The 25,632-nt window shown below is 58.7% G+C and carries 23 protein-coding genes; 14 read left to right on the top strand and 9 right to left on the bottom strand.

Annotated elements, in window-relative coordinates:
• Window positions 1-53: 53 nt before the first annotated feature.
• Window positions 54-1,052: a glutathione S-transferase family protein gene (locus LCH65_RS24185; RefSeq protein ID WP_226439864.1), complete on the top strand. Its 999-nt coding sequence runs from the start codon at window positions 54-56 to the stop codon at window positions 1,050-1,052.
• Between the two features lie 50 nt (window positions 1,053-1,102).
• Here LCH65_RS24185 and cysG read toward each other — a convergent pair whose 3' ends face one another.
• The 6 genes from cysG to ftsK form a co-directional block, all read right to left on the bottom strand.
• A complete protein-coding gene (gene cysG / locus LCH65_RS24180; RefSeq protein WP_003436001.1) occupies window positions 1,103-2,497 on the bottom strand; it encodes a siroheme synthase CysG in 1,395 nt (464 codons plus the stop codon).
• On the bottom strand, window positions 2,498-3,778 hold the full coding sequence (serS, locus tag LCH65_RS24175) for a serine--tRNA ligase (protein WP_003436002.1): 1,281 nt from the start codon (window positions 3,776-3,778) through the stop codon (window positions 2,498-2,500). It lies immediately after the preceding gene.
• A 16-nt stretch (window positions 3,779-3,794) separates the two neighbouring features.
• On the bottom strand, window positions 3,795-4,169 hold the full coding sequence (gene crcB / locus LCH65_RS24170; protein WP_226439863.1) for a fluoride efflux transporter CrcB: 375 nt from the start codon (window positions 4,167-4,169) through the stop codon (window positions 3,795-3,797).
• Window positions 4,169-5,491 (bottom strand): replication-associated recombination protein A, encoded by a 1,323-nt coding sequence (locus LCH65_RS24165; RefSeq protein ID WP_003405078.1) that lies wholly within the window; start codon window positions 5,489-5,491, stop codon window positions 4,169-4,171. Before LCH65_RS24165 ends, crcB begins: the two co-directional genes overlap by 1 nt.
• An 18-nt stretch (window positions 5,492-5,509) precedes the next feature.
• Window positions 5,510-6,133: an outer membrane lipoprotein chaperone LolA gene (gene lolA / locus LCH65_RS24160; protein WP_003371767.1), complete on the bottom strand. Its 624-nt coding sequence runs from the start codon at window positions 6,131-6,133 to the stop codon at window positions 5,510-5,512.
• A gap of 76 nt (window positions 6,134-6,209) precedes the next feature.
• On the bottom strand, window positions 6,210-8,615 hold the full coding sequence (gene ftsK, locus LCH65_RS24155) for a DNA translocase FtsK (protein WP_058417278.1): 2,406 nt from the start codon (window positions 8,613-8,615) through the stop codon (window positions 6,210-6,212).
• A 468-nt stretch (window positions 8,616-9,083) separates the two neighbouring features.
• Between ftsK and aat the strand changes: the two genes are divergently transcribed.
• The 3 genes from aat to infA all read left to right on the top strand — a co-directional run bounded on the left by aat (window position 9,084) and on the right by infA (window position 10,849).
• Window positions 9,084-9,773, top strand: coding sequence for a leucyl/phenylalanyl-tRNA--protein transferase (aat, locus tag LCH65_RS24150; RefSeq protein ID WP_226439862.1), 690 nt, complete (start codon window positions 9,084-9,086; stop codon window positions 9,771-9,773).
• A 48-nt stretch (window positions 9,774-9,821) separates the two neighbouring features.
• On the top strand, window positions 9,822-10,529 hold the full coding sequence (locus tag LCH65_RS24145) for an arginyltransferase (RefSeq protein ID WP_003371761.1): 708 nt from the start codon (window positions 9,822-9,824) through the stop codon (window positions 10,527-10,529).
• Window positions 10,530-10,630: 101 nt separating this feature from the next.
• The gene (gene infA, locus LCH65_RS24140; RefSeq protein ID WP_002553999.1) at window positions 10,631-10,849 is read left to right on the top strand and encodes a translation initiation factor IF-1; all 219 of its coding nucleotides are present in this window, start codon (window positions 10,631-10,633) and stop codon (window positions 10,847-10,849) included.
• Window positions 10,850-10,966: 117 nt separating this feature from the next.
• Here infA and clpA read toward each other — a convergent pair whose 3' ends face one another.
• Window positions 10,967-13,240: an ATP-dependent Clp protease ATP-binding subunit ClpA gene (clpA, locus tag LCH65_RS24135; RefSeq protein ID WP_003371759.1), complete on the bottom strand. Its 2,274-nt coding sequence runs from the start codon at window positions 13,238-13,240 to the stop codon at window positions 10,967-10,969.
• Between the two features lie 30 nt (window positions 13,241-13,270).
• A complete protein-coding gene (clpS, locus tag LCH65_RS24130; protein WP_003405085.1) occupies window positions 13,271-13,633 on the bottom strand; it encodes an ATP-dependent Clp protease adapter ClpS in 363 nt (120 codons plus the stop codon).
• A gap of 218 nt (window positions 13,634-13,851) precedes the next feature.
• Here clpS and LCH65_RS24125 point away from each other — a divergent pair, with 218 nt between their 5' ends.
• Together LCH65_RS24125 and LCH65_RS24120 are read left to right on the top strand one after the other, a co-directional pair.
• Window positions 13,852-14,136, top strand: coding sequence for a cold shock domain-containing protein (locus LCH65_RS24125; RefSeq protein ID WP_032609879.1), 285 nt, complete (start codon window positions 13,852-13,854; stop codon window positions 14,134-14,136).
• A 617-nt stretch (window positions 14,137-14,753) separates the two neighbouring features.
• Window positions 14,754-16,976 carry an NADP-dependent isocitrate dehydrogenase gene (locus LCH65_RS24120; RefSeq protein WP_044308824.1) on the top strand — a complete coding sequence of 741 codons (2,223 nt, stop codon included), beginning with the start codon at window positions 14,754-14,756 and terminating at the stop codon, window positions 16,974-16,976.
• Window positions 16,977-17,128: 152 nt separating this feature from the next.
• On the opposite strand, the gene LCH65_RS24115 is transcribed toward LCH65_RS24120, so the two are convergent.
• Window positions 17,129-18,010 carry an alpha/beta hydrolase gene (locus LCH65_RS24115; protein WP_003436010.1) on the bottom strand — a complete coding sequence of 294 codons (882 nt, stop codon included), beginning with the start codon at window positions 18,008-18,010 and terminating at the stop codon, window positions 17,129-17,131.
• Between the two features lie 303 nt (window positions 18,011-18,313).
• Here LCH65_RS24115 and LCH65_RS24110 point away from each other — a divergent pair, with 303 nt between their 5' ends.
• From LCH65_RS24110 to LCH65_RS24075, 8 genes are all read left to right on the top strand, one after another.
• Window positions 18,314-19,219, top strand: coding sequence for a LysR family transcriptional regulator (locus tag LCH65_RS24110; RefSeq protein WP_024663379.1), 906 nt, complete (start codon window positions 18,314-18,316; stop codon window positions 19,217-19,219).
• 42 nt (window positions 19,220-19,261) lie between these two features.
• Window positions 19,262-19,708, top strand: coding sequence for an NUDIX hydrolase (locus LCH65_RS24105; protein WP_003350322.1), 447 nt, complete (start codon window positions 19,262-19,264; stop codon window positions 19,706-19,708).
• Between the two features lie 60 nt (window positions 19,709-19,768).
• Window positions 19,769-20,899: a tRNA 2-thiouridine(34) synthase MnmA gene (mnmA, locus tag LCH65_RS24100; protein WP_011168961.1), complete on the top strand. Its 1,131-nt coding sequence runs from the start codon at window positions 19,769-19,771 to the stop codon at window positions 20,897-20,899.
• The gene (gene hflD / locus LCH65_RS24095; RefSeq protein ID WP_003405097.1) at window positions 20,899-21,519 is read left to right on the top strand and encodes a high frequency lysogenization protein HflD; all 621 of its coding nucleotides are present in this window, start codon (window positions 20,899-20,901) and stop codon (window positions 21,517-21,519) included. Before mnmA ends, hflD begins: the two co-directional genes overlap by 1 nt.
• Window positions 21,520-21,650: 131 nt before the next feature.
• Window positions 21,651-23,021 carry an adenylosuccinate lyase gene (gene purB / locus LCH65_RS24090; RefSeq protein WP_003371741.1) on the top strand — a complete coding sequence of 457 codons (1,371 nt, stop codon included), beginning with the start codon at window positions 21,651-21,653 and terminating at the stop codon, window positions 23,019-23,021.
• A 60-nt stretch (window positions 23,022-23,081) separates the two neighbouring features.
• Window positions 23,082-24,248: a cupin domain-containing protein gene (locus LCH65_RS24085; RefSeq protein WP_065349569.1), complete on the top strand. Its 1,167-nt coding sequence runs from the start codon at window positions 23,082-23,084 to the stop codon at window positions 24,246-24,248.
• A complete protein-coding gene (locus LCH65_RS24080; RefSeq protein WP_003371737.1) occupies window positions 24,241-24,663 on the top strand; it encodes a GNAT family N-acetyltransferase in 423 nt (140 codons plus the stop codon). Before LCH65_RS24085 ends, LCH65_RS24080 begins: the two co-directional genes overlap by 8 nt.
• Before the next feature lie 185 nt (window positions 24,664-24,848).
• A complete protein-coding gene (locus tag LCH65_RS24075; RefSeq protein ID WP_058396339.1) occupies window positions 24,849-25,592 on the top strand; it encodes a secretin N-terminal domain-containing protein in 744 nt (247 codons plus the stop codon).
• The last annotated feature ends 40 nt before the right edge of the window (window positions 25,593-25,632 follow it).

Genomic DNA, 25,632 nt, shown 5'->3' with positions numbered 1-25,632 from the left:
CGATGCACCTGCGCTGACCTCCAAGCTCTATAACCTGGAAATGGGAGTCAGACATGGGCCTTCTGGTCGAAGGACACTGGCAAGACCAGTGGTACGAAAGCAGCAAAGATGGCGCATTTCAGCGCGAAAATGCTCAGCGACGCAGTTGGGTCACCCCCGATGGACAGCCGGGACCGTCAGGTGCAGGCGGGTTTGCTGCGCAGGCGGGCCGCTATCACCTGTACGTGTCTCTGGCTTGCCCGTGGGCACACCGCACGCTTATTTTGCGCAAGCTCAAGGGCCTGGAAAGCCTGATCGATGTTTCGGTGGTCAGTTGGCTGATGCTGGAAAACGGCTGGACCTTCGATCAGCAGAAAGGCTCCAGCGGCGATGCACTGGATGACCTGCAGTTCCTTCACCAGCGCTACACCGCCGACGACCCTAGATACACTGGCCGCGTCACCGTTCCGGTGCTGTGGGACAAGCAGCAGCAATGCATCGTCAGCAACGAATCTGCGGAAATCATCCGCATGTTCAACTCCGCATTCGACGAGCTGACCGGCAATACGCTGGATTTCTACCCGCAAGCGTTACGCGCGAGCATTGACGAACTCAACGAGCAGATCTACCCGAAGGTCAACAACGGCGTGTACCGGGCTGGTTTCGCCACCTCGCAGGGCGCGTATGAGGAGGCCTTCGACGATGTGTTCGCTGAACTGGACGTGCTGGAAAACCTGCTCGGCGAAAAGCGCTACCTGACAGGCAAACACCTCACTGAAGCCGACATACGCCTGTTCACCACCATCGTGCGCTTCGATTCGGTGTATTACAGCCACTTCAAATGCAACCTGCGGCGCATCGCGGACTACCCCAATCTCAGCAACTGGCTACGCGAGCTGTATCAGTGGCCGGGAATCGCAGAGACAGTGAGTTTCGAGCACATCAAAGGGCATTACTACGGGAGCCATCGCACCATCAACCCGACCGGCATCACACCGAAGGGGCCAGCACTCGATCTGCAGGCAGATCACGATCGTGAGCGACTTTCCGGTGAAGGTGTATGGAGCAACTGAAGTATCCGGAGAAGTGGTGGATAGCCCGGACGGGCTACCCACCAATGGCATCAGAGAGTCGCCTGAGCGCCCTCGAACCACGCCAGCTTTTCACGCAATTTGACCACCTCACCAATGATCACCAGCGTCGGCGCATGAACATCATGCTCGGCGACCAGTTGCGGCAAGTTTGCCAAGGTACCCGTGAACACACGCTGATTGACGGTGGTGCCCTGCTCAACCAGCGCAGCAGGCGTGTCGGCAGAGCGACCGTGCCGGATCAATTGCTCACAGATAACCGGCAAACCGATCAGCCCCATGTAAAACACCAGTGTTTGCGCAGGCGCTACCAGGTCTGACCAGGGCAGATCTGTCGTACCGTTTTTCAAGTGCCCGGTGATGAAGCGCACCGATTGCGCATGATCACGGTGCGTCAACGGTATACCCGCATACGCCGCGCAACCGCTGGCAGCGGTGATGCCAGGCACCACCTGAAACGGAATGCCATGCGCCGCCAGCTCTTCGATTTCCTCGCCGCCACGGCCGAAGATAAACGGATCCCCGCCCTTCAGACGCACCACTCGCTTGCCCTGTTTTGCCAGTGCCACGAGTTGCTGGTTGATCTGCTCCTGCGGAACGGCATGCTCCGCACGGCGTTTGCCAACGTAAACACGCTCGGCATCACGACGGCACAGGTCAAGAATCGTTGGCGCGACCAGGCGGTCATACAGCACCACATCCGCCTGCTGCATCAGGCGCAAGGCGCGAAAAGTCAGCAAATCCGGATCACCGGGACCCGCACCCACCAGATAGACCTCACCGGTCTCAGAAGGCGGCTCGCCGGCAATCTTGGCGATCAGCATACGTTCGGCTTCAGCACCCTGCCCGGCCAGCTGGCGGTCGGCAATGGCGCCCTGAAAAACATCCTCCCAGAACGCTCGGCGCTGCTGCACATTCGGAAACAGGCCTTTGACCTGATTGCGAAAGCGCGCAGCCAGTCCGGCGAGCTGCCCGTAGCTGGAGGGAATCCAGGTTTCCAGCTTGGCGCGAATCAAACGGGCCAGCACCGGCGCATCGCCGCCACTGGACACGGCGATCACCAGCGGCGAGCGGTCGACGATGGCCGGGAAGATCACCGTACACAACGCCGGGGCGTCGACTACGTTGACCGGAACGCAACGCAAGCGGGCATCGCGGGACACCTGAGCATTGAGCGGCTCATCGTCCGTCGCCGCAATGATCAGCACGCAACCATCGAGGTCGCATTCGCTGTATCCGCGCAGGATCATCTCACCGCCGCTCTGGACAACCAGTTCGCTCAGTTGTGCCTCGACTTCCGGCGCAACCACGCGCAGCACTGCACCGGCGTCGGCAATCAGGCGTGATTTGCGCAGGGCAATTTCACCGCCGCCAACCACCAGCACCCGGCTGCCACGCAGGTTATGGAACAGCGGCAGAAATTCCATTTAACCGATGACCTCAAGGCCGCCCATGTACGGCTTGAGCACCTCAGGCACACGAATCGAACCGTCCGCCTGCTGATAGTTCTCCAGCACTGCCACCAGTGTGCGACCTACCGCCAGGCCCGACCCGTTGAGGGTGTGGACCAGCTCCGGCTTGCCGGTTTCCGGGTTGCGCCAGCGAGCCTGCATGCGCCGCGCCTGGAAATCACCGCAGTTGGAGCAAGAAGAGATTTCGCGATATTTGTCCTGGCTCGGAATCCAGACTTCCAAATCGTAGGTCTTCACCGCACTGAAACCCATATCGCCGGTGCACAGCGCCAGCGTGCGATAAGGCAGTTCAAGCAGTTGCAGCACGCGTTCGGCGTTGCCGGTCAGCGACTCGAGCGCGGCCATGGAGTCGTCAGGCGCAACGATCTGGACCATCTCGACCTTGTCGAACTGGTGCTGGCGAATCATGCCGCGGGTATCACGCCCGGACGCGCCCGCTTCACTACGGAAGCAAGGGGTGTGGGCAACAAACTTGAGAGGCAGCTGTTTGGCATCGAGAATTTCACCCGACACGATATTGGTCAGCGATACTTCGGCAGTCGGGATCAGGTACAGATCGGCTTCGCCTTCGCGGGAGATCTTGAACAGGTCTTCCTCGAACTTGGGCAACTGACCTGTGCCCTGCAACGCTGGAGCCTGCACCAGATACGGCGTGTAGGTCTCTTCGTAGCCGTGCTCGTTGATGTGCAGATTGATCATGAACTGTGCCAGGGCACGGTGCAGACGCGCGATCGGGCCACGCAGCAGCGCAAAGCGCGCGCCGGACAGCTTGGCGGCAGTCTCGAAATCCAGCCAGCCGAACTTCTCGCCCAGCGCAACGTGATCCTTGACCTCGAAATCAAAATGCGTCGGCGTACCCCAGCGACGCACTTCGACGTTGCCCTCTTCGTCGGCACCGACCGGCACGGATTCGTGAGGCAGGTTCGGGATGCTCAGCACCAGCGCATCCAGCTCGGCCTGAATGCCGTCCAGCTCGACCTTGCCTTCGCTCAGCTCGTTGCCCATGCGCTCGACATCAGCCATCAACGGCGCAATATCTTCGCCGCGCTGCTTGGCCTGACCAATGGATTTGGAACGTGCATTGCGCTCGGCCTGCAGCTGTTCGGTGCGGGTCTGCACTACCTTGCGCTGGGCTTCCAGCGATTCAATGCGCGCCACATCCAGTGTGAAACCACGGGAAGCCAGGCGATCCGCTACGTCCTGAAGTTGAGTACGTAACAGTTTGGAATCGAGCATATCGTTCTCTCGTCTATCAAAGTCTGGTCAGGGACAGGCCAGCCCAGGTTGCGAGCAGCCCGCCGAATACGCTGATACCGGCATAGCCGAGGGCCAGCGGTACCTGCCCGCTTTCCAGCAGGCGCAGCGTATCCAGTGAAAAGGATGAAAAGGTCGTCAGACCGCCTACAAAGCCGACAAGCAAGCCGGCACGAATTTCGATGGGCACTTCCGGACGCAGCAGGAACAGTCCGTACAGTACACCGATGATCAGGCACCCGACGATGTTGACCGCCAGCGTCGCCGCGTAAAAATAACGTGGCCAGTTGGCGCTGACCCAGGTGCCAGTCTCAAAGCGCAATAATGTACCAGCGATCCCGGCAATCGACACCGCAAGAATAGTCTGAATCATCACTTTCTCCGCTTACGAGGACTGGCATCGTCCAATGCGTTCAGATGCCTGAGCTTTTCGCCGATCTTGAGTTCCAGACCGCGAGGTACAGGCTGGTAATACTGCCGTGGCTCCAGCTCGTCTGGAAAGTAGTCTTCGCCAGCCGCATAAGCATCGGGCTCGTCATGGGCATAGCGATATTCTTCACCGTAACCGAGCTGCTTCATCAGCTTGGTAGGCGCATTGCGCAAGTGCAGCGGAACCTCCAGCGAACCGTGCTCGCCCGCTTCACGCATGGCCGCCTTGAACGCCATGTAGACCGCGTTGCTTTTCGGCGCACAGGCGAGATAGACAATGGCCTGCGCGACCGCCAGTTCGCCCTCGGGACTGCCGAGGCGTTCCTGTACATCCCAGGCGGACATGCACAACGGCAGCGCACGAGGATCGGCATTACCGATGTCTTCACTGGCCATGCGCACCACGCGGCGCGCCAGATAAAGCGGATCACAGCCGCCGTCGATCATCCGCGCAAACCAGTACAGGGCCGCATCGGGATTGGAACCGCGAATCGACTTGTGCAGCGCCGATATCTGGTCGTAGAACGCCTCGCCGCCCTTGTCGAAGCGGCGTCGACTGTCACCCAACAGGCTCTGCAGCAGCCCGACATCGATTTCGCTGCCGTCTTCGGCCAGATCCGAGGCGTTCTCCAGCAGGTTGAGCATGCGCCGACCGTCGCCATCGGCGGCGGACATCAGAATCGCAAACCCCTCATCGCTCAGGGTCAGCTGCCGCTTGCCCAGCCCGCGCTCTTCGGTCAGGGCACGGTTGACCAGCTTGCGCAGCGCCGCCTCGTCCAGGCTTTTGAGCACGTAGACACGCGCCCGGGACAACAGGGCGTTGTTGAGTTCGAACGACGGGTTTTCGGTGGTCGCGCCGATAAAGATCAGCGTGCCGTCCTCGACGTAAGGCAGGAAGGCATCCTGCTGTGACTTGTTGAAGCGGTGCACTTCGTCGACGAACAGGATAGTGCGCTTGCCGTACTGTCCGGCCTGTTGACGGGCGACTTCGACGGCCTGGCGGATTTCCTTGACCCCGGCGAGCACTGCCGAAACCGTCTCGAAGTGCGCGTCCGACACTTTGGCCAGCAGCTTCGCCAGGGTAGTTTTACCGACGCCGGGCGGGCCCCAGAAAATCATCGAGTGCAGTGCGCCCTGCTCCAGCGCCTCACGCAGAGGCTTGCCGTGGGCAAGCACATGTTCCTGACCGACATATTCATCCAGGTTGGTAGCACGCAAACGTGCAGCCAGAGGCTGAGCTATCGGTTCGCGGCTGAACAGATCCATGGTCAGAAATCGGCCCTTTTATTCTTGAATGACATCAGCGCCCTTGGGAATCTGAAACTGAAACTTGCTGGCTGCGATCGACTCGTTGGCCTTGACCCCGGTGAACAGGATATTGGTGCGCTGACCCACGCTATCGATCAACTGCATGTCGTTGATGATACCGTTGCGAAACGACAGGCGCAGGCTGTCGAACAGCGTGTCCTTGGTCTTGGGCTTGAGCACGAAATCGATCACGCCACCCGCCTCTTTCGCGGTGATGTCGAAGCTTTCGCTGATCTTCGACACATCACCGGACAACAGCAAGGCTGGAGTCTGGGTCAGGCGCTGGTCGAGCTTCTTGATCGTGACCTGCTCCAGATCAGGGTCCCACAGCGAGACTTTCTTGCCGTCCGAGACCATCAACTGCTCCTGTGGCGCATCGGTATGCCAGTTGAACAGGCCTGGGCGTTGCAGGGCCATTTCGCCGGTGGTTTCCTGCAACTGAGTACCGCCACCGTCCAGCGTCAGTTGCGAGAAACGAGCGGTCAGGGTCTGGGATTTCTCCAGCAACTGAGTCAGGCGCGCCACGTCTTTGCTGTCGGCATGGGCGGGGATCATGGAGAAGGTCAGTGCGGTGGCCAACAGCATGCGGATAAGGCGCATTGGATTCCTCTTTGAAGTCGATGATGATGCGACAGCGTGGCGTGCACGCCGTCGCCGCAATACGGGGTGATAAAAATCAGTCGCGCACCGGCCCGGGGGCCAGGACTTCGCGCGAACCGTTGGTATTCATGGAGGTCACGACCCCTGCCATTTCCATCGCTTCGATCATGCGCGCTGCGCGGTTATAGCCGATCTTCAACTTGCGCTGTACGGCAGAAATCGAGGCGCGACGGCTTTCCAGCACGAACTTGACGGCCTCATCGTAAAGCGCGTCGCTTTCGCTGTCTTCACTGCCTTCGCCGCCACCGCCATCAAAGCCGCTGCCGGGCTCTTCGACGCCAGCGAGAATATCGTCGTTGTAGTCCGGGGAACCTCGCAGCTTCCAGGCTTCTACCACACGATGCACTTCTTCGTCGGAAACGAACGCGCCATGCACACGGATAGGCAGGCTCGTGCCCGGCGGCATGTACAGCATGTCACCGTGGCCCAACAGTTGTTCGGCGCCACCTTGGTCGATGATGGTCCGCGAATCGATCTTGCTCGACACCTGGAACGCCATACGCGTCGGAATGTTGGCCTTGATCAGACCGGTGATCACATCCACCGACGGACGCTGGGTCGCGAGGATCAGGTGAATCCCCGCCGCACGCGCCTTCTGGGCGATACGCGCGATCAGCTCTTCGACCTTCTTGCCGACGATCATCATCATGTCGGCGAACTCGTCCACCACCACGACGATGGTCGGCAGTTTGCTCAGCAGCGGCGCTTCGTCATGAATGCTTTCGCGCTTGTAAAGCGGATCGGCAAGCGGCTCGCCGGCATCCTGAGCTTCCTTGACCTTCTGATTGAAGCCGGACAGGTTACGTACGCCCATCTTCGCCATCAGCTTGTAGCGGCGCTCCATCTCGGCAACGCTCCAGCGCAAGGCGTTGGCGGCGTCCTTCATGTCGGTGACCACCGGACACAACAGGTGCGGAATACCTTCGTAGATGGACAGCTCGAGCATTTTCGGGTCGATCATGATCAGCTTGGCGTCTTCCGGGCCGGACTTGAACAGGATCGACAGGATCATGGCGTTCACACCCACCGATTTACCGGAACCGGTCGTACCGGCCACCAGCAGGTGGGGCATCTTCGCCAGATCGGTAATCACCGGCTTGCCGCCGATATCGTGGCCCAGCGCCAGGGTGACGGGCGACTTGGCGTTATCGTATTCGGGTGTGGACAACACCTCGGAGAAACGCACGATCTGGCGGTCTTCGTTAGGGATCTCGATACCGACGGTGGTCTTGCCCGGAATCACCTCGACCACACGAACGCTGGTCACGGCGAGCGAGCGCGCAAGGTCCTTGGCGAGGTTGGAAATGCGGCTGACCTTGACGCCGGCAGCTGGCTGGATCTCGTAGCGAGTAATTACCGGACCGGGATGGATGGAGTCTACCGACACCTCCACACCGAATTCCTTGAGCTTGATTTCCAGCAAATGACCGACGGCCGCCAGAGACTCCGGGGAATAGTTGAGCTGCTTCTTCTCTGCCGGGTCGAGGATGGAAATCGGCGGCAGCGTGCCTTCCACTGCGCTGTCCACGAACAGCGGGGCCTGCTTTTCCTTCATGACACGCTTGCTGGGCTCTACAGGCTTCGAAGGCGCTGGCGCGATGACCGCAGGCACGTGCTTTTCGCGCTCGGTCATGTGTTTGCTCAACGACGCTTCACGCTCGACCAGGCGCTCTCTGGCCTTGGCCTGCTCGCGACGATCGGGCGCCACAGGCGCCACCACATCGTTGACACGCATGTCCACCTCACGCAACTGCGCAACCATCTGCTTGCGCTCGGCACGGGCGGTCCACCAGCGGTTCGCAGCGCCTTGAAACAGTTCGAACAGATCGAGGGTGATCTTGCCGGTGACATCCATCACCTTGAACCAGGACAGGTCGGTAAACACCGTCAGGCCAAACAGAAACAGGGCAATGAACAGCAAGGTGCTGCCTTGAATATTCAGGGCTTTCTTGGCCAGATCGCCGAGCACTTCGCCCAGCACACCGCCTGCCGAACCGGGGAAACCGGCCGAAAAATGGAAGTGAATATGCGCCAGCGCAGCACCCGCGAGGATCAGGAACACCAGTCCGATCAGACGCCAGGAAAACAGCCAGCCGCTCCATTGCCAAGGCTCATGGCGATGGCGAAACACCTGCCAGGCCTTGATCGCCAGCAACAGTGGGAAGATGTAGGCGAAGTAGCCCAGAACCATGAACAGAATATCGGCACAGAACGCACCTGCACGCCCTGCGGCATTCTGAACCTGCGCCGCATTGCTGCTGGTGTGGCTCCAGCCGGGATCGCTCTGATCGTAGGTCAGCAAGGCCATCATCAGATACAGGCACAGTGCGCCAAAGGCGATCAGGGCCCCTTCCTTGAGCCGGTAGTGCAATTGCTGCCGCCAAAGCGGGACAGCGCTGGGTGCGGGGGTGGATTTCTTCAAAACGCTTTATTTCCTGCGCGGTAGCGCGAACATCTCGTTGATTGACCAGAAACGGCTGTCGGACGGCACTGACGGCTCCCGAATGGACAGGGAGTGCAGACAGCGGGAAAGCCTGTCGACAGACGCTTGAATGATAACGCCCAAAACAGGCATTGTACGGCTTTACAGCCACTTGAGTCTGTACGAAAACACACCATCTCCACTTCAGACGGCTCCGCAAGACACAACATGCTTTCACCTTCACTGATGATGTTCAATTTGAGCATGCATTACGTTTTGTGACAAAGGCTTATGGCGTGTTTCTATCAACGGCCCGCAACTTGAACGACCATACGACCGCTGGGAGACTCGCGCCCTACCGCATGCACAAGGTACGCGCCATAATGACAACCGCTTGTGACCACGCCTGTCGCACAGAGTTGCACTTACAGACAGGTGCGCCCTCCCCTTCCGCAAAGTTGTGATGCCATGCTGACCTGGTTGAACCGCAACAGCCTCGATTTTCCGCCACTGGAAAAAGCCCTCCGCGAACCCAACGGCTTGCTTGCCGCAGGCGGAGACTTGTCGGCCGATCGCCTGATCAGCGCCTATCGACACGGCTGCTTTCCCTGGTTTCAGGACGGTCAGCCGATTCTCTGGTGGTCCCCCGATCCGCGCACTGTGTTATTTCCCGAAGAACTGCACGTCTCGCGAAGTCTTGGCAAGGTTCTGCGCCAGTTGCGCTATCGGGTGACCTTCGATCAGGACTTCGCCAGCGTGATCACGGCCTGCGCCGCCCCTCGCAGTTATGCCAACGAAACCTGGATAACCGGCTCGATGCAGGAGGCCTATATCGAGCTGCACCGCCGTGGACATGCGCACAGCGTCGAGGTCTGGGATCAGGATGAGCTGGCCGGTGGGCTTTATGGCTTGGCAATGGGCCAGCTGTTTTTCGGCGAATCGATGTTCAGCCGGGCAGATAACGCCTCCAAGGTCGGCTTTGCCACCCTGGTAGAGCATTTGACTGAATGGGGATTTGTGTTGATCGACTGCCAGATGCCCACTCAGCATCTGCACAGCTTCGGCGCGCGCGCCATTCCTCGGCAGACTTTCGCCGATTACCTGTCCCGCCATCTTGATCAGCCGACCGACGCCGACTGGTCAGCTAGGCGAGTTTGACAGGCTGGCATACACTCATGGGTAAGGATTCACCATTAGGCGACGACCATGACAGAGCTGGCGAGGCTGAAGTTTTATGCCACTCAACCGCACACCTGCAGTTACCTGCCCGAAGAACAGGCGACGACCCTGTTTCTGGACCCCAGCCAGCCGATGGATGTACAGGTCTATGCCGACCTGTCGGACATGGGTTTTCGCCGCAGCGGTGATCACCTTTATCGCCCGCACTGCCAGAACTGCAGCGCCTGTGTACCCGCACGCATTCCGGTAAGCCTCTTCGTTCCCGACCGTCAGCAAAAACGTATTCTGAAACGCAATGCCGACATTCAGGTGCAAAGCGCCAAACCTGTTTTCACTCAGGAATACTTCGATCTTTATCAGCGTTATATTGAACAACGTCACGCTGACGGCGACATGTTCCCGCCGAGCCGGGAGCAATTTTCGACATTTCTGGTTCGCGACCTGCCTTTCTCGCGCTTTTACGAATTTCGTGTCGATCAACGTCTGCTGGCAGTTGCCGTCACCGACCTGCTGCCCAACGGGCTTTCGGCGGTCTATACGTTCTACGAACCCGATGAAGAACGCCGCAGTCTGGGCCGTTACGCCATTTTGTGGCAGATCGCCGAAGCGGCCAGGCTGCAACTGCAGGCGGTGTACCTCGGCTACTGGATCAAGAACTGCAAAAAGATGAATTACAAGACTCAATATCGCCCCATCGAGCTGCTCACCAATCAAAGATGGGTCACTCTGTATTGAACCCCTTGGCTTAAACTGGTTTTTTCGGGCACAATGCACGCCGCTTTTGCCTGGCGCCACTTGCACCGGGCCACTCATTTGTATACCGAGGGCTTTACTGCATGTCGAAAGAAGACAGCTTCGAAATGGAAGGCACTGTCGTCGACACCCTGCCCAACACCATGTTTCGCGTGGAGTTGGAAAACGGGCACGTCGTAACCGCGCATATCTCCGGCAAGATGCGCAAGAATTACATCCGTATTCTGACCGGTGACAAAGTGCGTGTAGAGCTGACGCCCTACGACCTGAGCAAAGGGCGCATCACCTACCGCGCTCGCTAAACAGGTATTAACGAAAACGCCCGGCATAAGCCGGGCGTTTTTGTATGCCTGTTTTTTACAATCGATGTCCTCGACCTGCCCCGCATCCGTCAATGATGCGGGGCGAGGCGTCGGCTATCAGGCCATTTCTGCCGTGGTTTCGAAATCGAAGGTGATCTCGCCATCCTTGATATCGATGTGAACCACGCCGCCATGTTCTGACAGTTCGCCGAACAGGATCTCTTCGGCGAGAGGCCGTTTGATCTTGTCCTGAATCAGGCGAGCCATCGGTCTGGCACCCATTGCCGCATCGTAACCACCCTGCGCCAGCCAGCTTCTCGCCGCCTCGGACACTTCGAGCAGTACGCGCTTGTCTTCCAGCTGGGCCTGAAGCTCGGTGAGGAACTTGTCGACCACGCTCTTGATGACTTCGTGGCTGAGGCGACCGAACTGAATGATGGTATCCAGACGGTTGCGGAACTCTGGCGTGAAGCTCTTCTTGATCACTTCCATCGCATCGGACGAGTGGTCCTGATGCGTGAAACCGATCGAAGCGCGCGCAGCAGACTCAGCTCCGGCGTTGGTGGTCATGATCACGATCACATTGCGGAAGTCCGCCTTGCGCCCGTTGTTGTCGGTCAGCGTACCGTGGTCCATCACCTGCAGAAGCAGATTGAAGACTTCCGGGTGAGCCTTTTCGATTTCATCGAGCAACAGCACACAATGTGGCTGGCGGGTAATGGCCTCGGTCAGCAGACCGCCCTGGTCGAAACCGACGTAACCCGGAGGCGCACCGATCAGACGGGAAACGGTATGCCGCTCCATGTACTCGGACATGTCGAAACGAATCAACTCGACGCCCAGTGCCTTGGCCAACTGACGCGCCGCCTCGGTCTTGCCGACGCCCGTAGGACCGGCAAACAGGAACGAACCGACCGGCTTGTCAGGCGATTTAAGACCTGCACGGGACAGCTTGATCGCAGTCGACAACGAATCGATGGCCGCATCCTGCCCGAAGACGGTGAGCTTGAGATCACGCTCCAGGTTACGCAGCAGTTCCTTGTCGGAGCTGTTGACGTGTTTTGGCGGAATGCGCGCGATCTTGGCGACAATGTCTTCGACCTGAGGCACATCGATGCGCTTGACGCGCTGCTCGACAGGCTGCAGACGCTGATAGGCACCTGCCTCATCGATCACGTCAATGGCCTTGTCAGGCATATGACGATCATTGATGTAGCGCGAGGCGAGCTCGGCGGCGGCGCGCAGGGCTTCGTCGCTGTATTCGATGCTGTGATGCTGCTCGAAACGGCTTTTCAGGCCGCGCAGGATGCCGATGGTGTCCTCGACCGAAGGCTCGGACACATCGACTTTCTGGAAGCGACGCGCCAAGGCACGATCCTTCTCGAAAATCCCGCGAAATTCCTGAAAGGTCGTCGAACCGATGCAACGGATCTCGCCGGAAGAAAGCAGTGGCTTGAGCAGGTTGGAAGCATCCATTACCCCGCCGGACGCTGCGCCAGCACCGATGATCGTGTGGATCTCGTCAATGAACAGGATCGCCTGAGGACGCTTGCGCAGTTCATTGAGCAACGCCTTGAAGCGCTTCTCGAAATCGCCGCGGTATTTCGTCCCGGCCAGCAACGCGCCCAGATCGAGCGAGTAGACGACGCTGTTGGCAAGCAGGTCAGGCACCTGATTGTCGACGATGCGCTTGGCCAGGCCTTCGGCGATGGCCGTTTTACCGACACCCGCTTCACCGACCAGCAAAGGATTGTTCTTGCGGCGACGAGCCAGAATCTGTGCCACCCGCTCGACTTCGCTTTCGCGGCCGACCAGTGGATCGATGCGCCCCTGACGCGCCAACTCGTTCAGATTGCTGGCATAGGCATCCAGAGGATTGCCTGAGGAAGATGCTTCACCGCCCTCGTCATCCTGCATATCCTGTTCACCTTCAGAAGAGTGTTCGCCATGCCCTGGAACCTTGGAGATACCGTGGGCGATATAGTTGACGACATCAATCCGGGCCACGCTCTGCTGCTTGAGCAGAAATACGGCCTGGCTTTCCTGCTCACTGAAAATCGCAACCAGCACGTTGGCACCGGTCACTTCGCGCTTGCCGGAGCTCTGCACGTGGAAGACTGCCCGTTGCAGCACGCGCTGAAACCCGAGCGTCGGTTGTGTCTCGCGGTCCTCGTCATGAACGGGGATCAGCGGAGTGGTGGAGTCGATGAACTCCTGCAGATCATGCTTGAGTTTATCGAGGTTTGCGCCGCAGGCACGCAGTACAGTGGCTGCAGCCTCATTGTCCAATAGAGCCAGCAGGAGATGCTCGACCGTCATGAACTCATGACGCTTCGAACGTGCCTCCTTGAAGGCAAGATTGAGGGTGACTTCGAGCTCACGGTTTAACATAGCTTCACCTCATACCCAAGTGGTCGGCGTTTAACCGTCCTTCTCGATCTCACAGAGTAGCGGATGCTGGCTCTCCCTGGCGTATTGATTGACCTGCATTGCCTTGGTCTCGGCGATGTCGCGGGTAAACAATCCGCAGACTGCCCGTCCCTCTGTATGGACGGCCAGCATGACTTTGGTAGCCAGCTCACGATTCAGGTTAAAAAACACCTCGAGCACTTCTACGACGAAATCCATCGGGGTGTAGTCATCGTTGAATAAAACCACCTTGTACATCGGTGGCGCCTGCAGGGTCGGCTTGGCGTCCTGCACCGCAATGCCCGCCGAGTCGTCCTCGTGCGACTGCGGATCATCCTGATTGAATGTTAGTCGAATCTTGCTGAATGCATGCATGGAAAGAAATGTTCGTTTGAGGGCGGATTGAGCAATTTAGTCGCAGTCTGGACGGTTTTTAAATGGGCTGCCACATGACCTTGACTATCAGCTAAACGGTGTTACAACCAATAGAGCCCACATTGGGTAAAAAGGGTCCGCACAGTCAACCAAAATTTTTTGGGTGGGTAGCGGATTGAAGTGGATGATACTCCTGACGGAGCCCTTTGCAGAGGGAGATGGTGATGATTGAAGGAAAAGTCAAGTGGTTCAACAATGCAAAAGGGTTTGGGTTCATAAACGCTGAAGGCAAGAGTGACGAGGACCTGTTCGTTCATTTCTCGGCTATCGAAATGGAAGGTTACAAAACCCTCAAGGCTGGCCAGAAAGTCAGATTTGAAGTCGCCCACGGCCCTAAAGGGCTGCAGGCAATAAAAATCAACAGCTCGGAAGAGAAAAAGCTGGATCCGGCAAAGGACACGCAGCCGCTGCTTCAGCAGGACCACGCTCACGCGGACGCCTGATGCTCGTGTTGAAAAAGTCAGTTGATGTATAACGGCAGCCATCAGAGCAGCCGAACTGCCAGAAGCACGCAATGAGCTTTGCCGGACACATAAAGAGACAGCTATGTTGGTCTGCTTTATACCCGTCGCGCTCCACAGGGTATCGAATTAGCGGTTGTTGCACCGCGGATGCCCAGACTCCAGGACGTTCATATGGCCTGCGCAGCCCAGCCCGTACAATGGAAGTTCGCCCCTCTCCCATCGAATTCGCCCTACCTTCAGGCCTGCTGGGGCCGATGCGCCAGCCACTCCGAGTGCCTGTCTGGCAAACCGCACGTTCGACCAACGGCGGATATTCATTTTTCGATAGCTCGCATAGCATTAATGCTTGGTGCCAATGGTTTGATATACTCGCGCCGTGACCGCAGAGTCATCAAGGCCGACCCGTCCGAATTCTGACCCTCGGCCTTCCTTATGCGTCGGGCTGCTACCTGACCCGACAGCTTGACGCTCGACTGATGCACCCAACATCACCGCGAATAAACCTCGACCTGGCTCATGGCCGAACCGTGGGCAAGCGCGCTTAGAATGCGCGTATCGAGATTTTGTGCATGCTCAGCAAAAGAGAGTTAATACGAATGTCCAACCGCTCGAAGATCATCTACACCTTCACCGACGAAGCTCCAGCCCTCGCCACCTACTCCCTGCTGCCTATTATCGAAGCGTTCACAGCGACCTCCGATATCGACGTGGAAACACGCGACATTTCTCTGGCGGGCCGTGTTCTTTCCAGCTTCCCGGAATTGCTTGCCGACAAAAAAGTGCCGGATCATCTCGCCGAGCTGGGCAAACTGGCTACCACGCCAGAAGCCAACATCATCAAGCTGCCTAACATCAGCGCCTCGGTCCCGCAATTGAAGGCGACCATCAAGGAGCTTCAGAATCAGGGCTACAACATCCCTGACTACCCTGAAAATCCTGCCACTGACGCGGAAAAAGAAACCCGCGCACGCTACGACAAGACCAAGGGCAGCGCCGTGAACCCGGTTCTGCGCGAAGGCAACTCCGATCGCCGCGCCCCGCTGTCGGTCAAGAACTACGCGCGCAAACACCCGCACAAGATGGGCGCCTGGTCAGCTGACTCCAAGGCTCACGTTGCACACATGAGCAACGGCGACTTCTACGGCAGCGAAAAAGCCGCCGAGATCGCGGCCGACAATACCGTCAAGATCGAACTCGTCGCTCAGGACGGCACCACCACCGTCCTGAAGGAAAAAACCGCCGTCAAGGCTGGCGAAGTCGTCGACTGCTCGGTCATGAGCGCCAAGGCCCTGCGCAGCTTCATTGCTGCCGAAATCGAAGACGCCCGCAAGCAGGGCGTGCTGTTTTCGGTGCACTTGAAAGCGACCATGATGAAGATCTCCGACCCGATCATGTTCGGCCAGATCGTCGACGAGTTCTACAAGGATGCGCTGACCAAGCACGCTGATACGCTCAAGCAGATCGGCTTCAGCCTGAACAACGGCATCGGCGACCTGTACGAGCGCATCACTAGCCTGCCCGCTGACAAGCAGGCAGAAATCAAGGCTGATATCGAAGCGGTCTACGCCGTTCGCCCACAGCTGGCGATGGTCAATTCCGACAAGGGCATCACCAACCTGCACGTGCCGAGCGACGTCATCGTCGACGCCTCAATGCCGGCAATGATTCGTGACTCCGGCAAGATGTGGGGCACAGACGGTCAGTTGCACGATGCCAAGGCCGTGATTCCGGATCGCTGCTACGCCACCATCTATCAGGCAGTCATCGAAGACTGCAAGAAAAATGGCGCATTCGACCCGACCACCATGGGCAGCGTACCGAACGTCGGCCTGATGGCTCAGAAGGCCGAAGAGTATGGCTCCCACGACAAGACGTTCCACATTCAGACCAACGGCGTTGTTCGTGTAACTGACAGCCAGGGCAACCTGCTGATGGAACAGAAGGTCGAAGCGGGCGATATCTGGCGCATGTGCCAGGCCAAGGACGCACCGATTCAGGACTGGGTGAAACTGGCCGTCAATCGTGCCCGCGCCAGCAATACCCCGGCTATCTTCTGGCTGGATTCGTCCCGCGCCCATGACAGCGTGATGATCGAAAAAGTGCGCAAGTACCTGGGCGACCACGACACGTCGGGCCTGGATATCCAGATCCTGTCACCTGTCGACGCGATGAAGCTGACCCTGGAACGCACTCGCGCAGGCAAGGACACCATTTCGGTCACCGGTAACGTACTGCGCGACTACCTGACCGACCTGTTCCCGATCATGGAACTGGGCACCAGCGCGAAGATGCTGTCGATCGTTCCGCTGATGAACGGCGGCGGCCTGTTCGAAACCGGCGCAGGTGGTTCGGCTCCGAAGCACGTGCAACAGTTCGTCGAGGAAAACTTCCTGCGCTGGGATTCGCTGGGTGAATTCCTGGCTCTGGCAGCGTCCCTCGAGCATCTGGGCCATGCCTACAACAATCCGAAAGCACTGGTTCTGTCCAAGACCCTCGACCAGGCCACTGGCGAGTTCCTGGACCGTAACAAGTCGCCTTCGCGCAAGGTCGGCGGTATCGATAACCGCGGCAGCCACTTCTACCTGACCCTGTTCTGGGCTCAGGCACTGGCGGCTCAGAACGACGATGCAGACCTCAAGGCGCAGTTCGCACCTCTGGCGAAAACCCTGACCGACAACGAAGAAAAAATCGTTGCCGAGCTGAACGCGGTTCAGGGCAAGCCGGTAGACATTGGCGGCTACTACTTCCCTAACCCGGAAGTCACCAGCAAGGCCATGCGCCCGAGCGCCACGCTCAACGCGGCTATCGCCGCGCTGTAAGAGGCAATCCGAGGCGGTGCATAAAAATGCACCGCCTCGCAAAAAAATCCCCGGCCTGTTGCCGGGGATTTTTTTTACCCATGAAAAATTTCAGTTACAGGTGTGATCTCGCAAGCCTGGGAGATCCCTGCTCAAGAACATGATTACCCACTTCAGCTTTTCAGCGCGCGCGAAAGAAAGTCGCGAATGTATTCAGCGACCTCCGGCGCGTGCGTTTCCAATGCAAAGTGGCCTGCATCCAGCAGATGCACTTCAGCCGCCGGAACGTCTTTGCGAAAAGCATGCGCGCCCGGAGGTATGAACGCAGGATCGTGCTTGCCCCAGACCGCCAGCAAGGGTGGCTGATATTTGCGCAGGTACTCCTGAAACGAGGGATAAGCCGCTACGTTACTGCGGTAGTCGAGAATCAGATCAAGCTGGATCTCTTCTGCGCCCGGCCGCGCCATATACAGAATGTCGAGGTTGCAGCCATCGGGAGAAAGCTTTTCAGGATCGGCTCCCGTACCGTATTGCCAGTCCCGGATGACTTGCGGTGAGAGCGAGGCGCGACAGGCTTCGCGATTGGCTGCCGAAGGCTCGCGCCAATAGGCTTGCCACGGGCCCCATTGATCGCTGAATCCCTCCAGGTAGGCATTGCCGTTCTGACTGATGATTGCGGTGACCTTCTCCGGGTTCGCCGCTGCGAGCCGCAAACCTGTCGGTGCGCCATAGTCGAATATGTATAACGCATACTTCTTCAGGCCCAGCGCCTCGGTGAAGCCCTCGATTACCTTGTAAAGGTTTTCGAATGTGTAATCGAACTGCCCGCGCGGTGGTGCTTTGGTATTACCGAATCCGGGCAGATCGGGAGCGATCAGGCGGTACTGACTCGCCAACAATGGCATCAGGTCACGAAACATGTGACTGGCACTCGGGAAACCATGAAGCAACAGCAGCACAGGGGCGTCCTTGGCTCCGATTTCGCGATAGAACACATTGACGTCCCCTACCTGCTGAGTGTGAAACGTCACGCGGAAGGCATCATCAATGCTCATTGCACTTTCCCTGGATAGAGGTTTATTGCTTGCAGAAGCGGCGCTCACCAACGACGCCCCGAGAGCAGAAGCAGCGCCTAACGCTGACGCCTGTAAAACCTTGCGCCGACTGACACCGGATGCGGCATTTTCAGCGTCGACTGAACCGGAATTTTTCATAGCAGAGTCTGACCGGGCTGGATGAATGAGTCGCCATCCTAGTCATTGCAACTGGACTGCAGAATTACCGAAAAAATCAATTCACCCTTTCAATTTCTGAAATGCTGATACGATTTCGCATCTTTCGTGGCAAGCAGGCTGCCTATGGACCGTATTCAGGAAATGACGCTTTTTGCCGGACTTGCCGAGCAAACCAGTTTTGCCGGGGTAGCCCGCCATTTTGGCCTGTCGACCGCCACGGTAACCCGGGCTGTCGCGAGTCTGGAGAGCCGCCTGGGCATCCTGCTGGTGGTGCGCACCACTCGCAACATGCGGCTCACCGAGGCGGGCCAGCGCTTCGCCGCTGATTGCCGCCGACTGCTTGCCGACCTTGATGAGGCTGAAAGCGCGGCAGGCGGCTTGCATGCAGTGCCAGGCGGCCTGCTGACGATCACCGCACCCCAGATGTTCGGCGCGCTGCATGTCGTGCCCGTAATGACGAGCTTTCTCGAGCGTTTTCCGGCTGTGGACATCCGTGCCATTCTGGTCGACCGAGTAGTGTCCATGCTCGATGAGGGCGTCGACGTGGCCGTCAGGATCGGTGCCCTGCCCGATTCGTCTCTGACCGCAATCCCGACAGGTAGCGTGCGGCGCATGGTTTGCGCATCCCCGGCCTATCTCGAAAAGCATGGAGTTCCGCAGCATCCCGACGATTTGCGACAGCATTCGACGGTTTCAACCACCACCGCCGAACGCCCGCCTCAATGGCTTTTCCGGATCGATGACAATAATTATTCGGTCGATGTCGCCTCGAGACTCAGCCTGACGTCTTATCAGGCGGCGATCAGCGCAGCATTACAAGGCTGGGGGCTGACCCAGGTGCCGTACTATCAGATACGCGATCACCTGCAGGAAGGCAGGCTCAAGTGTGTTCTGGAAACGTTCGAAATAACGCCGGAACCGGTTCACGTTGTTTACCTGGAGGGCCGTCGTCGCTCATCCAAAGTGCGAGCCTTTGTGGACTTCTGCGTCAGCGCCCTGAGGCATGACCTGCAGTTCGAGCACCAATAAGCTGTTACGGCTGACCCAATCCCCTGCAAAGAGACCATTACCATGACCTGGCAAGCCCACGTTACCGTCGCCACCATCGTCGAAGATCAAGGCCGCTTTCTTTTCGTCGAGGAAATCAAAGGCGGACGCGCCGTACTCAACCAACCCGCCGGGCACCTGGACCCGAACGAAAGCCTGCAACGTGCCGCCGTGCGTGAAACCCTGGAAGAAACCGGCTGGGACGTCGAATTGACCAGCGTGGTGGGCATCTACCTGTACACCGCGCCGAGCAATGGCGTGACCTACCAGCGAATCTGCTTTGCCGCCAAGGGCCTGCGCCACCACCCGGAGTATCAACTCGATGAAGGCATCGTCGGCGCAGTCTGGCTGACTCGCGATGAACTAGTGGCCCAACAGGAGCGCTGGCGCAGCGAGCTGGTATTGCGTTGTCTGGACGACTACCTCGATGGCGAACATTTCAGTCTCGACCTGCTGCGCGACAAGGCGTGAGACTCGACGCCCTCAGCCTGATAGAATCGCGTCCTTTTACAGGTCAGCCGTTGAACCCCCATGCGTGATCCAGCCCCCTCGAACTCAGAAATGAAGCGCGTCATAGTCGGCATGTCCGGCGGCGTGGACTCTTCCGTTTCCGCCGTACTGCTCATGGAGCAGGGTTATCAGGTGGAAGGCTTGTTCATGAAGAACTGGGAAGAAGACGACGGAACGGAATACTGCACCGCCCGCGAAGACCTGGCGGACGCCCAGGCCGTGTGCGACAAGATCGGCATCAAGCTGCACACGGCCAACTTCGCGGCCGAGTACTGGGACAACGTCTTCGAGCACTTCCTTGAAGAGTACAAGGCCGGGCGCACCCCTAACCCGGACATCCTGTGTAACCGCGAAATCAAGTTCAAGGCGTTTCTCGACTACGCACTGATGCTGGGCGCTGACCTTATCGCTACAGGCCATTACGTGCGCCGCCGTGATATCGATGGACGTACCGAGCTGCTCAAGGGCCTGGACCCGAACAAGGACCAGAGCTACTTCCTGCACGCCGTTGGCGGCGAGCAGATCGCCCGGACGCTGTTCCCGGTTGGCGAACTGGAAAAACCGGAAGTCCGGGCCATTGCCGAAAAACACGGCCTGGCCACTGCCAAGAAGAAGGATTCCACCGGAATCTGCTTCATTGGCGAGCGCCGCTTCACTGATTTTCTGCGCCAGTACCTGCCCGCCCAGCCCGGCGAAATCAAGACCACCGAGGGTGAAGTCATCGGTCGTCACAGCGGCCTGATGTACCACACCATCGGCCAGCGCCAGGGCCTGGGCATCGGCGGCCTCAAGGACGCCAGTGATGATCCGTGGTACGTGCTGGTCAAGGACCTGGACAACAATGAACTGATTGTCGGTCAGGGCAATGATCACCCCTGGCTGTTTTCCCGTGCGCTGGTTTCTTCGGAAATCTATTGGGTCAACCCGATCGACCTGAGCAGCCCGCGCAAGCTCACCGCGAAGGTCCGTTATCGTCAAGGCGACCAGCCGTGCACGCTGGAAAAGACCGCTGACGGTTACCGCGCCACATTCGATGACCCGCAGCGCGCCGTCACCCCCGGCCAGTCCGTGGTGTTCTACGACGGCGAAATCTGTCTGGGCGGCGGCGTGATCGAAATTGCCGAACCCTGGACCAGCAAGGACAAGCGTTGATGAGCCCGACTCAGGAACAACTGATCGCTCTGGGCGGTGTATTCCAGGCCGCCGTGCTGGTCGACCGGATCGCCAAGACCGGTCAGATCAGCGAAGCAGCCCTGAGCTGCATGCTCGGCAGCCTGCTGGTGGTCGACCCCAAGGATACGCTGGACGTTTACGGCGGCGACGATCTCAACCTGCACGAAGGCTATCGCGCCATGGCCAGCGCCTTGGAACGTGACCCGGCAACCTTGCAACGCGAACCGTTGCGCTACGCCCTGTCGATGCTCGGCCTCGAGCGCCAGCTGGCCAAGCGTGATGACCTGCTTGAAGTGATCGGCAAACGCATTCCGGTGATTCAGTCCCAGGTCGAGCATTTTGGCATCGCCCATGAGAACGTGATTGCCGCGACCGGCGCGCTGTACCAGGACACCCTGAGTACCTTGCGCCAGCGCATTCAGGTACAAGGCGACATGCGTAACCTGCAGCAGCCGAACAATGCCTCGAAGATTCGCGGCATTCTGCTGGCCGGTATACGCTCTGCCCGCCTGTGGCGGCAAGTTGGCGGTCATCGCTGGCAACTGGTGTTCAGCCGCCGCAAGTTGTTGAAAGAACTCTACCCATTGCTGCACGGCTGACCCGCCGCGCGCCAATGACCTTCACCACCCCAGGCACGACGCTGTCTACGCTGGTCGGCGGGCTCCGGTCCGACTGACTTTTCATGTATGATATGCGCCCTTTTCGTCGCCCGACTGTCCGAGAGCATCCCATGCAGCTTTCTTCGCTCACTGCGGTTTCCCCTGTTGATGGCCGCTACGCCGGCAAAACCCAGGCCTTGCGCCCTATTTTCAGCGAATACGGCCTGATCCGTTTCCGCGTGATGGTTGAAGTTCGCTGGCTCCAGCGTCTTGCGGCTCACCCGCAAATCACCGAAGTCCCGGCCTTCTCCGCGCAAGCCAATGCCATCCTGGATGCCCTGGCTGAAGACTTCTCCGTGGAACATGCCGAGCGCGTCAAGGAAATCGAGCGCACCACCAATCATGACGTGAAGGCTGTGGAGTATCTGCTCAAGGAGCAGGCTGCCAAATTGCCAGAGCTGGAAAAGGTCAGCGAGTTCATCCACTTCGCCTGCACCAGCGAAGACATCAACAACCTGTCTCACGCACTGATGCTGCGCGAGGGTCGCGACACCGTAGTGCTGCCACTGATGCGCCAGATCGCCGACGCCATCCGCGAGCTGGCGATTCGCTTTGCAGACGTGCCGATGCTGTCCCGCACCCACGGCCAACCCGCCTCCCCGACCACACTGGGCAAGGAGTTGGCAAACGTCGTTTACCGCCTCGAGCGCCAGATCAGTCAGATCGCAGCAGTCCCGTTGCTCGGCAAAATCAACGGCGCAGTCGGCAACTACAATGCCCACCTCTCTGCCTATGCAGACATCGACTGGGAAGCCAATGCGCGGGCCTTCATCGAAGACGAGCTGGGCCTGGGTTTCAACCCCTACACCACGCAGATCGAACCGCACGACTACATTGCCGAGCTGTTCGATGCCATTGCCCGCTTCAACACCATCCTGATCGACTTCGACCGCGACATCTGGGGCTACATCTCGCTGGGCTATTTCAAGCAGCGCACCATTGCTGGCGAAATCGGCTCCTCGACCATGCCGCACAAGGTCAACCCGATCGACTTCGAAAACTCCGAAGGCAACCTGGGCATCGCCAACGCACTGTTCCAGCATCTGGCGAGCAAGCTGCCTGTCTCCCGCTGGCAGCGTGATCTGACCGACTCCACCGTACTGCGCAACCTGGGCGTCGGCTTTGCCCATAGCGTCATTGCCTACGAAGCCAGCCTCAAGGGCATCAGCAAGCTGGAACTGAACGAGCAGCGCATTGCCGCCGATCTGGACGCTTGCTGGGAAGTTCTGGCAGAGCCGATTCAAACCGTCATGCGTCGTTACAACATCGAAAACCCGTACGAAAAACTGAAAGAGCTGACACGCGGCAAGGGCATCGGCCCTGAAGCGCTGCAGACTTTCATCGACGGCCTGGACATGCCTGCCGAAGCCAAGGCCGAGCTCAAGAAGCTCACGCCTGCCAATTACATCGGTAACGCAGCCGCTCAGGCCAAGCGCATCTGACACGCAAAAAAATTGCACACGCCCGGCTGTGCCGGGCGTTTTCATTTCAAGGGCTTACACATGAATCCTGATATTCCTCTACAACTTCTGGGCGGCATCACTGCTCGCGTTTTCCTGCGTGACTACTGGCAGAAAAAACCGCTGCTGATCCGCCAGGCTCTGCCGGACTTTCAAAGCCCGATCGACGCGGACGAGCTTGCCGGCCTCGCCCTGGAAGAAGAAGTGGAGTCGCGCCTGGTCATCGAAAACGGCGAGCGCCCGTGGGAGCTGCGTCGTGGCCCGTTCGCTGAAGACGAATTCAGCAAACTGCCCGAGCGCGACTGGACGCTGCTGGTCCAGGCCGTGGACCAATTCGTTCCGGAAGTCAGCGAGCTGCTGGAAAACTTCCGCTTTCTGCCCAGCTGGCGGATTGACGATGTGATGATCAGCTACGCAGCCCCTGGCGGCAGCGTCGGTCCGCACTTCGACAACTATGATGTGTTCCTGCTTCAGGGGCATGGCAAACGCCACTGGCAGATCGGCCAGATGTGCGATGCGGAAAGCCCGCTGCTGCAGCATGCCGACCTGCGCATTCTTGCCGAATTCGAGAAGACCGAAGAGTGGACGCTGGAACCGGGCGACATGCTTTATCTACCGCCGCGCCTGGCGCACTGCGGCGTCGCCGTCGACGACTGCCTGACCTACTCGGTCGGTTTCCGTGCACCAAGCGCCGCCGAAGTCCTGACTCACTTCACTGACTTCCTCAGCCAGTTCATACCGGACGAAGAGCGCTACACCGATGCTGACGCCCAGCCGGTCAGCGATCCTCATCAGATCCAGCATGAAGCGCTTGATCGCCTGAAAACGCTGCTGGCCGAGCACATGAGTGACGAACGCCTGCTGCTGACCTGGTTCGGCCAGTTCATGACCGAACCGCGCTACCCGGAACTGGTGACCGGCCCAGAGCTCGACGAACAGGACCTGCTCGACAGCCTTGAGCAGGGCGCGGTGCTGATTCGTAACCCGAGCGCACGGCTGGCGTGGTCTGAAGTCGATGACGATCTGCTACTGTTTGCCAGTGGCCAGAGCCGCCTGCTGCCGGGCAGCCTGCGTGACCTGCTCAAACTGATCTGTGCCGCCGATGCATTGCACAGCGAAAACCTTGGCCAATGGTTGGCCGATGACGAGGGGCGCAATTTGCTTTGCGAACTCGTAAAACAAGGAAGCCTGGGATTTGCCGATGAATAAAGTCACTGTAACTGTCGCCCAATGGCAGAAGAACAACGCCGATATCCGGCGCATACGCGATTCGGTATTCATTGCCGAACAATCGGTGCCGCCGGAACTGGAGTGGGATGCCGAAGACGCAGGTGCCGTGCATTTTCTTGCGTACGAGGGTGAATATGCGGTGGGCACTGCCCGACTGCTGCCCGATGGCGAGATCGGTCGCCTGTCAGTCCTGAGAGACTGGCGTGGCCTGAAGGTCGGCGAGGCTCTGCTGGGTGCAGTGATCCATGAAGCCGAACAGCGTGGGCTCAAGCCGCTCAAGCTGAGCGCTCAGGTGCAGGCCGTCGAGTTTTATCAGCGCTTCGGCTTTTCGGTTATCAGCGACGAGTTTCTCGAAGCCGGCCTGCCACACGTTGATATGCTCCGCGAAGCGTGATCAACGCAGTTATGTAGGCGCTTTCAGCGGCACTACATGATGATCGCCCTGCTCTTTTTCGCTCGCCCCCTCAAGGTCGAACCGAAAAGCCGCAGGGCATTTTTATGCCTGACCATTCAGCTTGATTGCCTGCAGCCGACACAGTGGCACAATCATGCTTTACGCGCTCACCGCGGAGAATGAACATGTCAGTACGCAACTTGCTCAATGCAGCGCTCACCTCGATGCTGATCGTCTTCAGCGCTCAGGTCTTCGCGGCGACCGAAGTCGTCCCGCTCAACTACCGCACCAGTGCCGATCTGTTGCCGGTCGCCAAATCCTTTCTGGGGGACGAAGGCACCGTCAGCGCCTACGGCAATCAACTGATCGTGAATGCAGAGTCACGCAAGATCGAAGAACTTCGCGCCTTGATCTCGCAGCTCGATACGGCACCGAAACGCTTGCTGATCAGCGTCGACACCAGCGACAGCGCGACCCGCAGCAGCAGTGGCTCGCGGGTTATTCAGTACGGTACCGCCAGCCGTGAAGGCGGCGTGCAACAAGTGCAGACCAGCGAGGGCACCCCTGCACTCATACAGGTTGGCCAGAGTGTGCCGCTGACCTCTTCATCCACGGACGCGTACGGATATTCCCGAAGCGACACCGAGTACCGCAATGTAACCCAAGGTTTTTACGTCACGGCCAGCGTAACCGGCGACACGGTTCACCTGAGTATCAGCACCAATCATGACCGCATAAGCCAGGAGCGACCCGACGCTATCAAGGTGCAGAGTACTGACAGCCAGGTCAGCGGACGGCTGGGAGAATGGATCACACTGGCGAGCAACAGCAATGAATCCGTCGCGGATCAAAGTGGCCTGGCGCAACGCTATTCCACACAGGGTCGTGACGATATGATTTTGCGTGTAAAGGTCGAAACCCTCGAATAGCCTGCACGGGCTGAAAACCCAATACTTACGGGCCTTTTGA

It is taken from the genome of Pseudomonas sp. MWU16-30316, assembly GCF_020515645.1.
Classification (GTDB): Bacteria; Pseudomonadota; Gammaproteobacteria; order Pseudomonadales; family Pseudomonadaceae; genus Aquipseudomonas; species Aquipseudomonas cerasi.
This window is presented reverse-complemented; position numbering and strand designations above follow the sequence as displayed.

Bases quoted from the DNA above. Each gene is read 5' to 3' on its own strand.
- LCH65_RS24185 (WP_226439864.1), top strand. From the start codon at position 54: ATGGGCCTTCTGGTCGAAGGACACTGGCAAGACCAGTGGTACGAAAGC.
- cysG (WP_003436001.1), bottom strand. From the start codon at position 2,497: ATGGAATTTCTGCCGCTGTTCCATAACCTGCGTGGCAGCCGGGTGCTG.
- serS (WP_003436002.1), bottom strand. From the start codon at position 3,778: ATGCTCGATTCCAAACTGTTACGTACTCAACTTCAGGACGTAGCGGAT.
- crcB (WP_226439863.1), bottom strand. From the start codon at position 4,169: ATGATTCAGACTATTCTTGCGGTGTCGATTGCCGGGATCGCTGGTACA.
- LCH65_RS24165 (WP_003405078.1), bottom strand. From the start codon at position 5,491: ATGGATCTGTTCAGCCGCGAACCGATAGCTCAGCCTCTGGCTGCACGT.
- lolA (WP_003371767.1), bottom strand. From the start codon at position 6,133: ATGCGCCTTATCCGCATGCTGTTGGCCACCGCACTGACCTTCTCCATG.
- aat (WP_226439862.1), top strand. From the start codon at position 9,084: ATGCTGACCTGGTTGAACCGCAACAGCCTCGATTTTCCGCCACTGGAA.
- LCH65_RS24145 (WP_003371761.1), top strand. From the start codon at position 9,822: ATGACAGAGCTGGCGAGGCTGAAGTTTTATGCCACTCAACCGCACACC.
- infA (WP_002553999.1), top strand. From the start codon at position 10,631: ATGTCGAAAGAAGACAGCTTCGAAATGGAAGGCACTGTCGTCGACACC.
- clpA (WP_003371759.1), bottom strand. From the start codon at position 13,240: ATGTTAAACCGTGAGCTCGAAGTCACCCTCAATCTTGCCTTCAAGGAG.
- clpS (WP_003405085.1), bottom strand. From the start codon at position 13,633: ATGCATGCATTCAGCAAGATTCGACTAACATTCAATCAGGATGATCCG.
- LCH65_RS24125 (WP_032609879.1), top strand. From the start codon at position 13,852: ATGGTGATGATTGAAGGAAAAGTCAAGTGGTTCAACAATGCAAAAGGG.
- LCH65_RS24120 (WP_044308824.1), top strand. From the start codon at position 14,754: ATGTCCAACCGCTCGAAGATCATCTACACCTTCACCGACGAAGCTCCA.
- LCH65_RS24115 (WP_003436010.1), bottom strand. From the start codon at position 18,010: ATGAGCATTGATGATGCCTTCCGCGTGACGTTTCACACTCAGCAGGTA.
- LCH65_RS24110 (WP_024663379.1), top strand. From the start codon at position 18,314: ATGGACCGTATTCAGGAAATGACGCTTTTTGCCGGACTTGCCGAGCAA.
- LCH65_RS24105 (WP_003350322.1), top strand. From the start codon at position 19,262: ATGACCTGGCAAGCCCACGTTACCGTCGCCACCATCGTCGAAGATCAA.
- mnmA (WP_011168961.1), top strand. From the start codon at position 19,769: ATGCGTGATCCAGCCCCCTCGAACTCAGAAATGAAGCGCGTCATAGTC.
- hflD (WP_003405097.1), top strand. From the start codon at position 20,899: ATGAGCCCGACTCAGGAACAACTGATCGCTCTGGGCGGTGTATTCCAG.
- purB (WP_003371741.1), top strand. From the start codon at position 21,651: ATGCAGCTTTCTTCGCTCACTGCGGTTTCCCCTGTTGATGGCCGCTAC.
- LCH65_RS24085 (WP_065349569.1), top strand. From the start codon at position 23,082: ATGAATCCTGATATTCCTCTACAACTTCTGGGCGGCATCACTGCTCGC.
- LCH65_RS24080 (WP_003371737.1), top strand. From the start codon at position 24,241: ATGAATAAAGTCACTGTAACTGTCGCCCAATGGCAGAAGAACAACGCC.
- LCH65_RS24075 (WP_058396339.1), top strand. From the start codon at position 24,849: ATGTCAGTACGCAACTTGCTCAATGCAGCGCTCACCTCGATGCTGATC.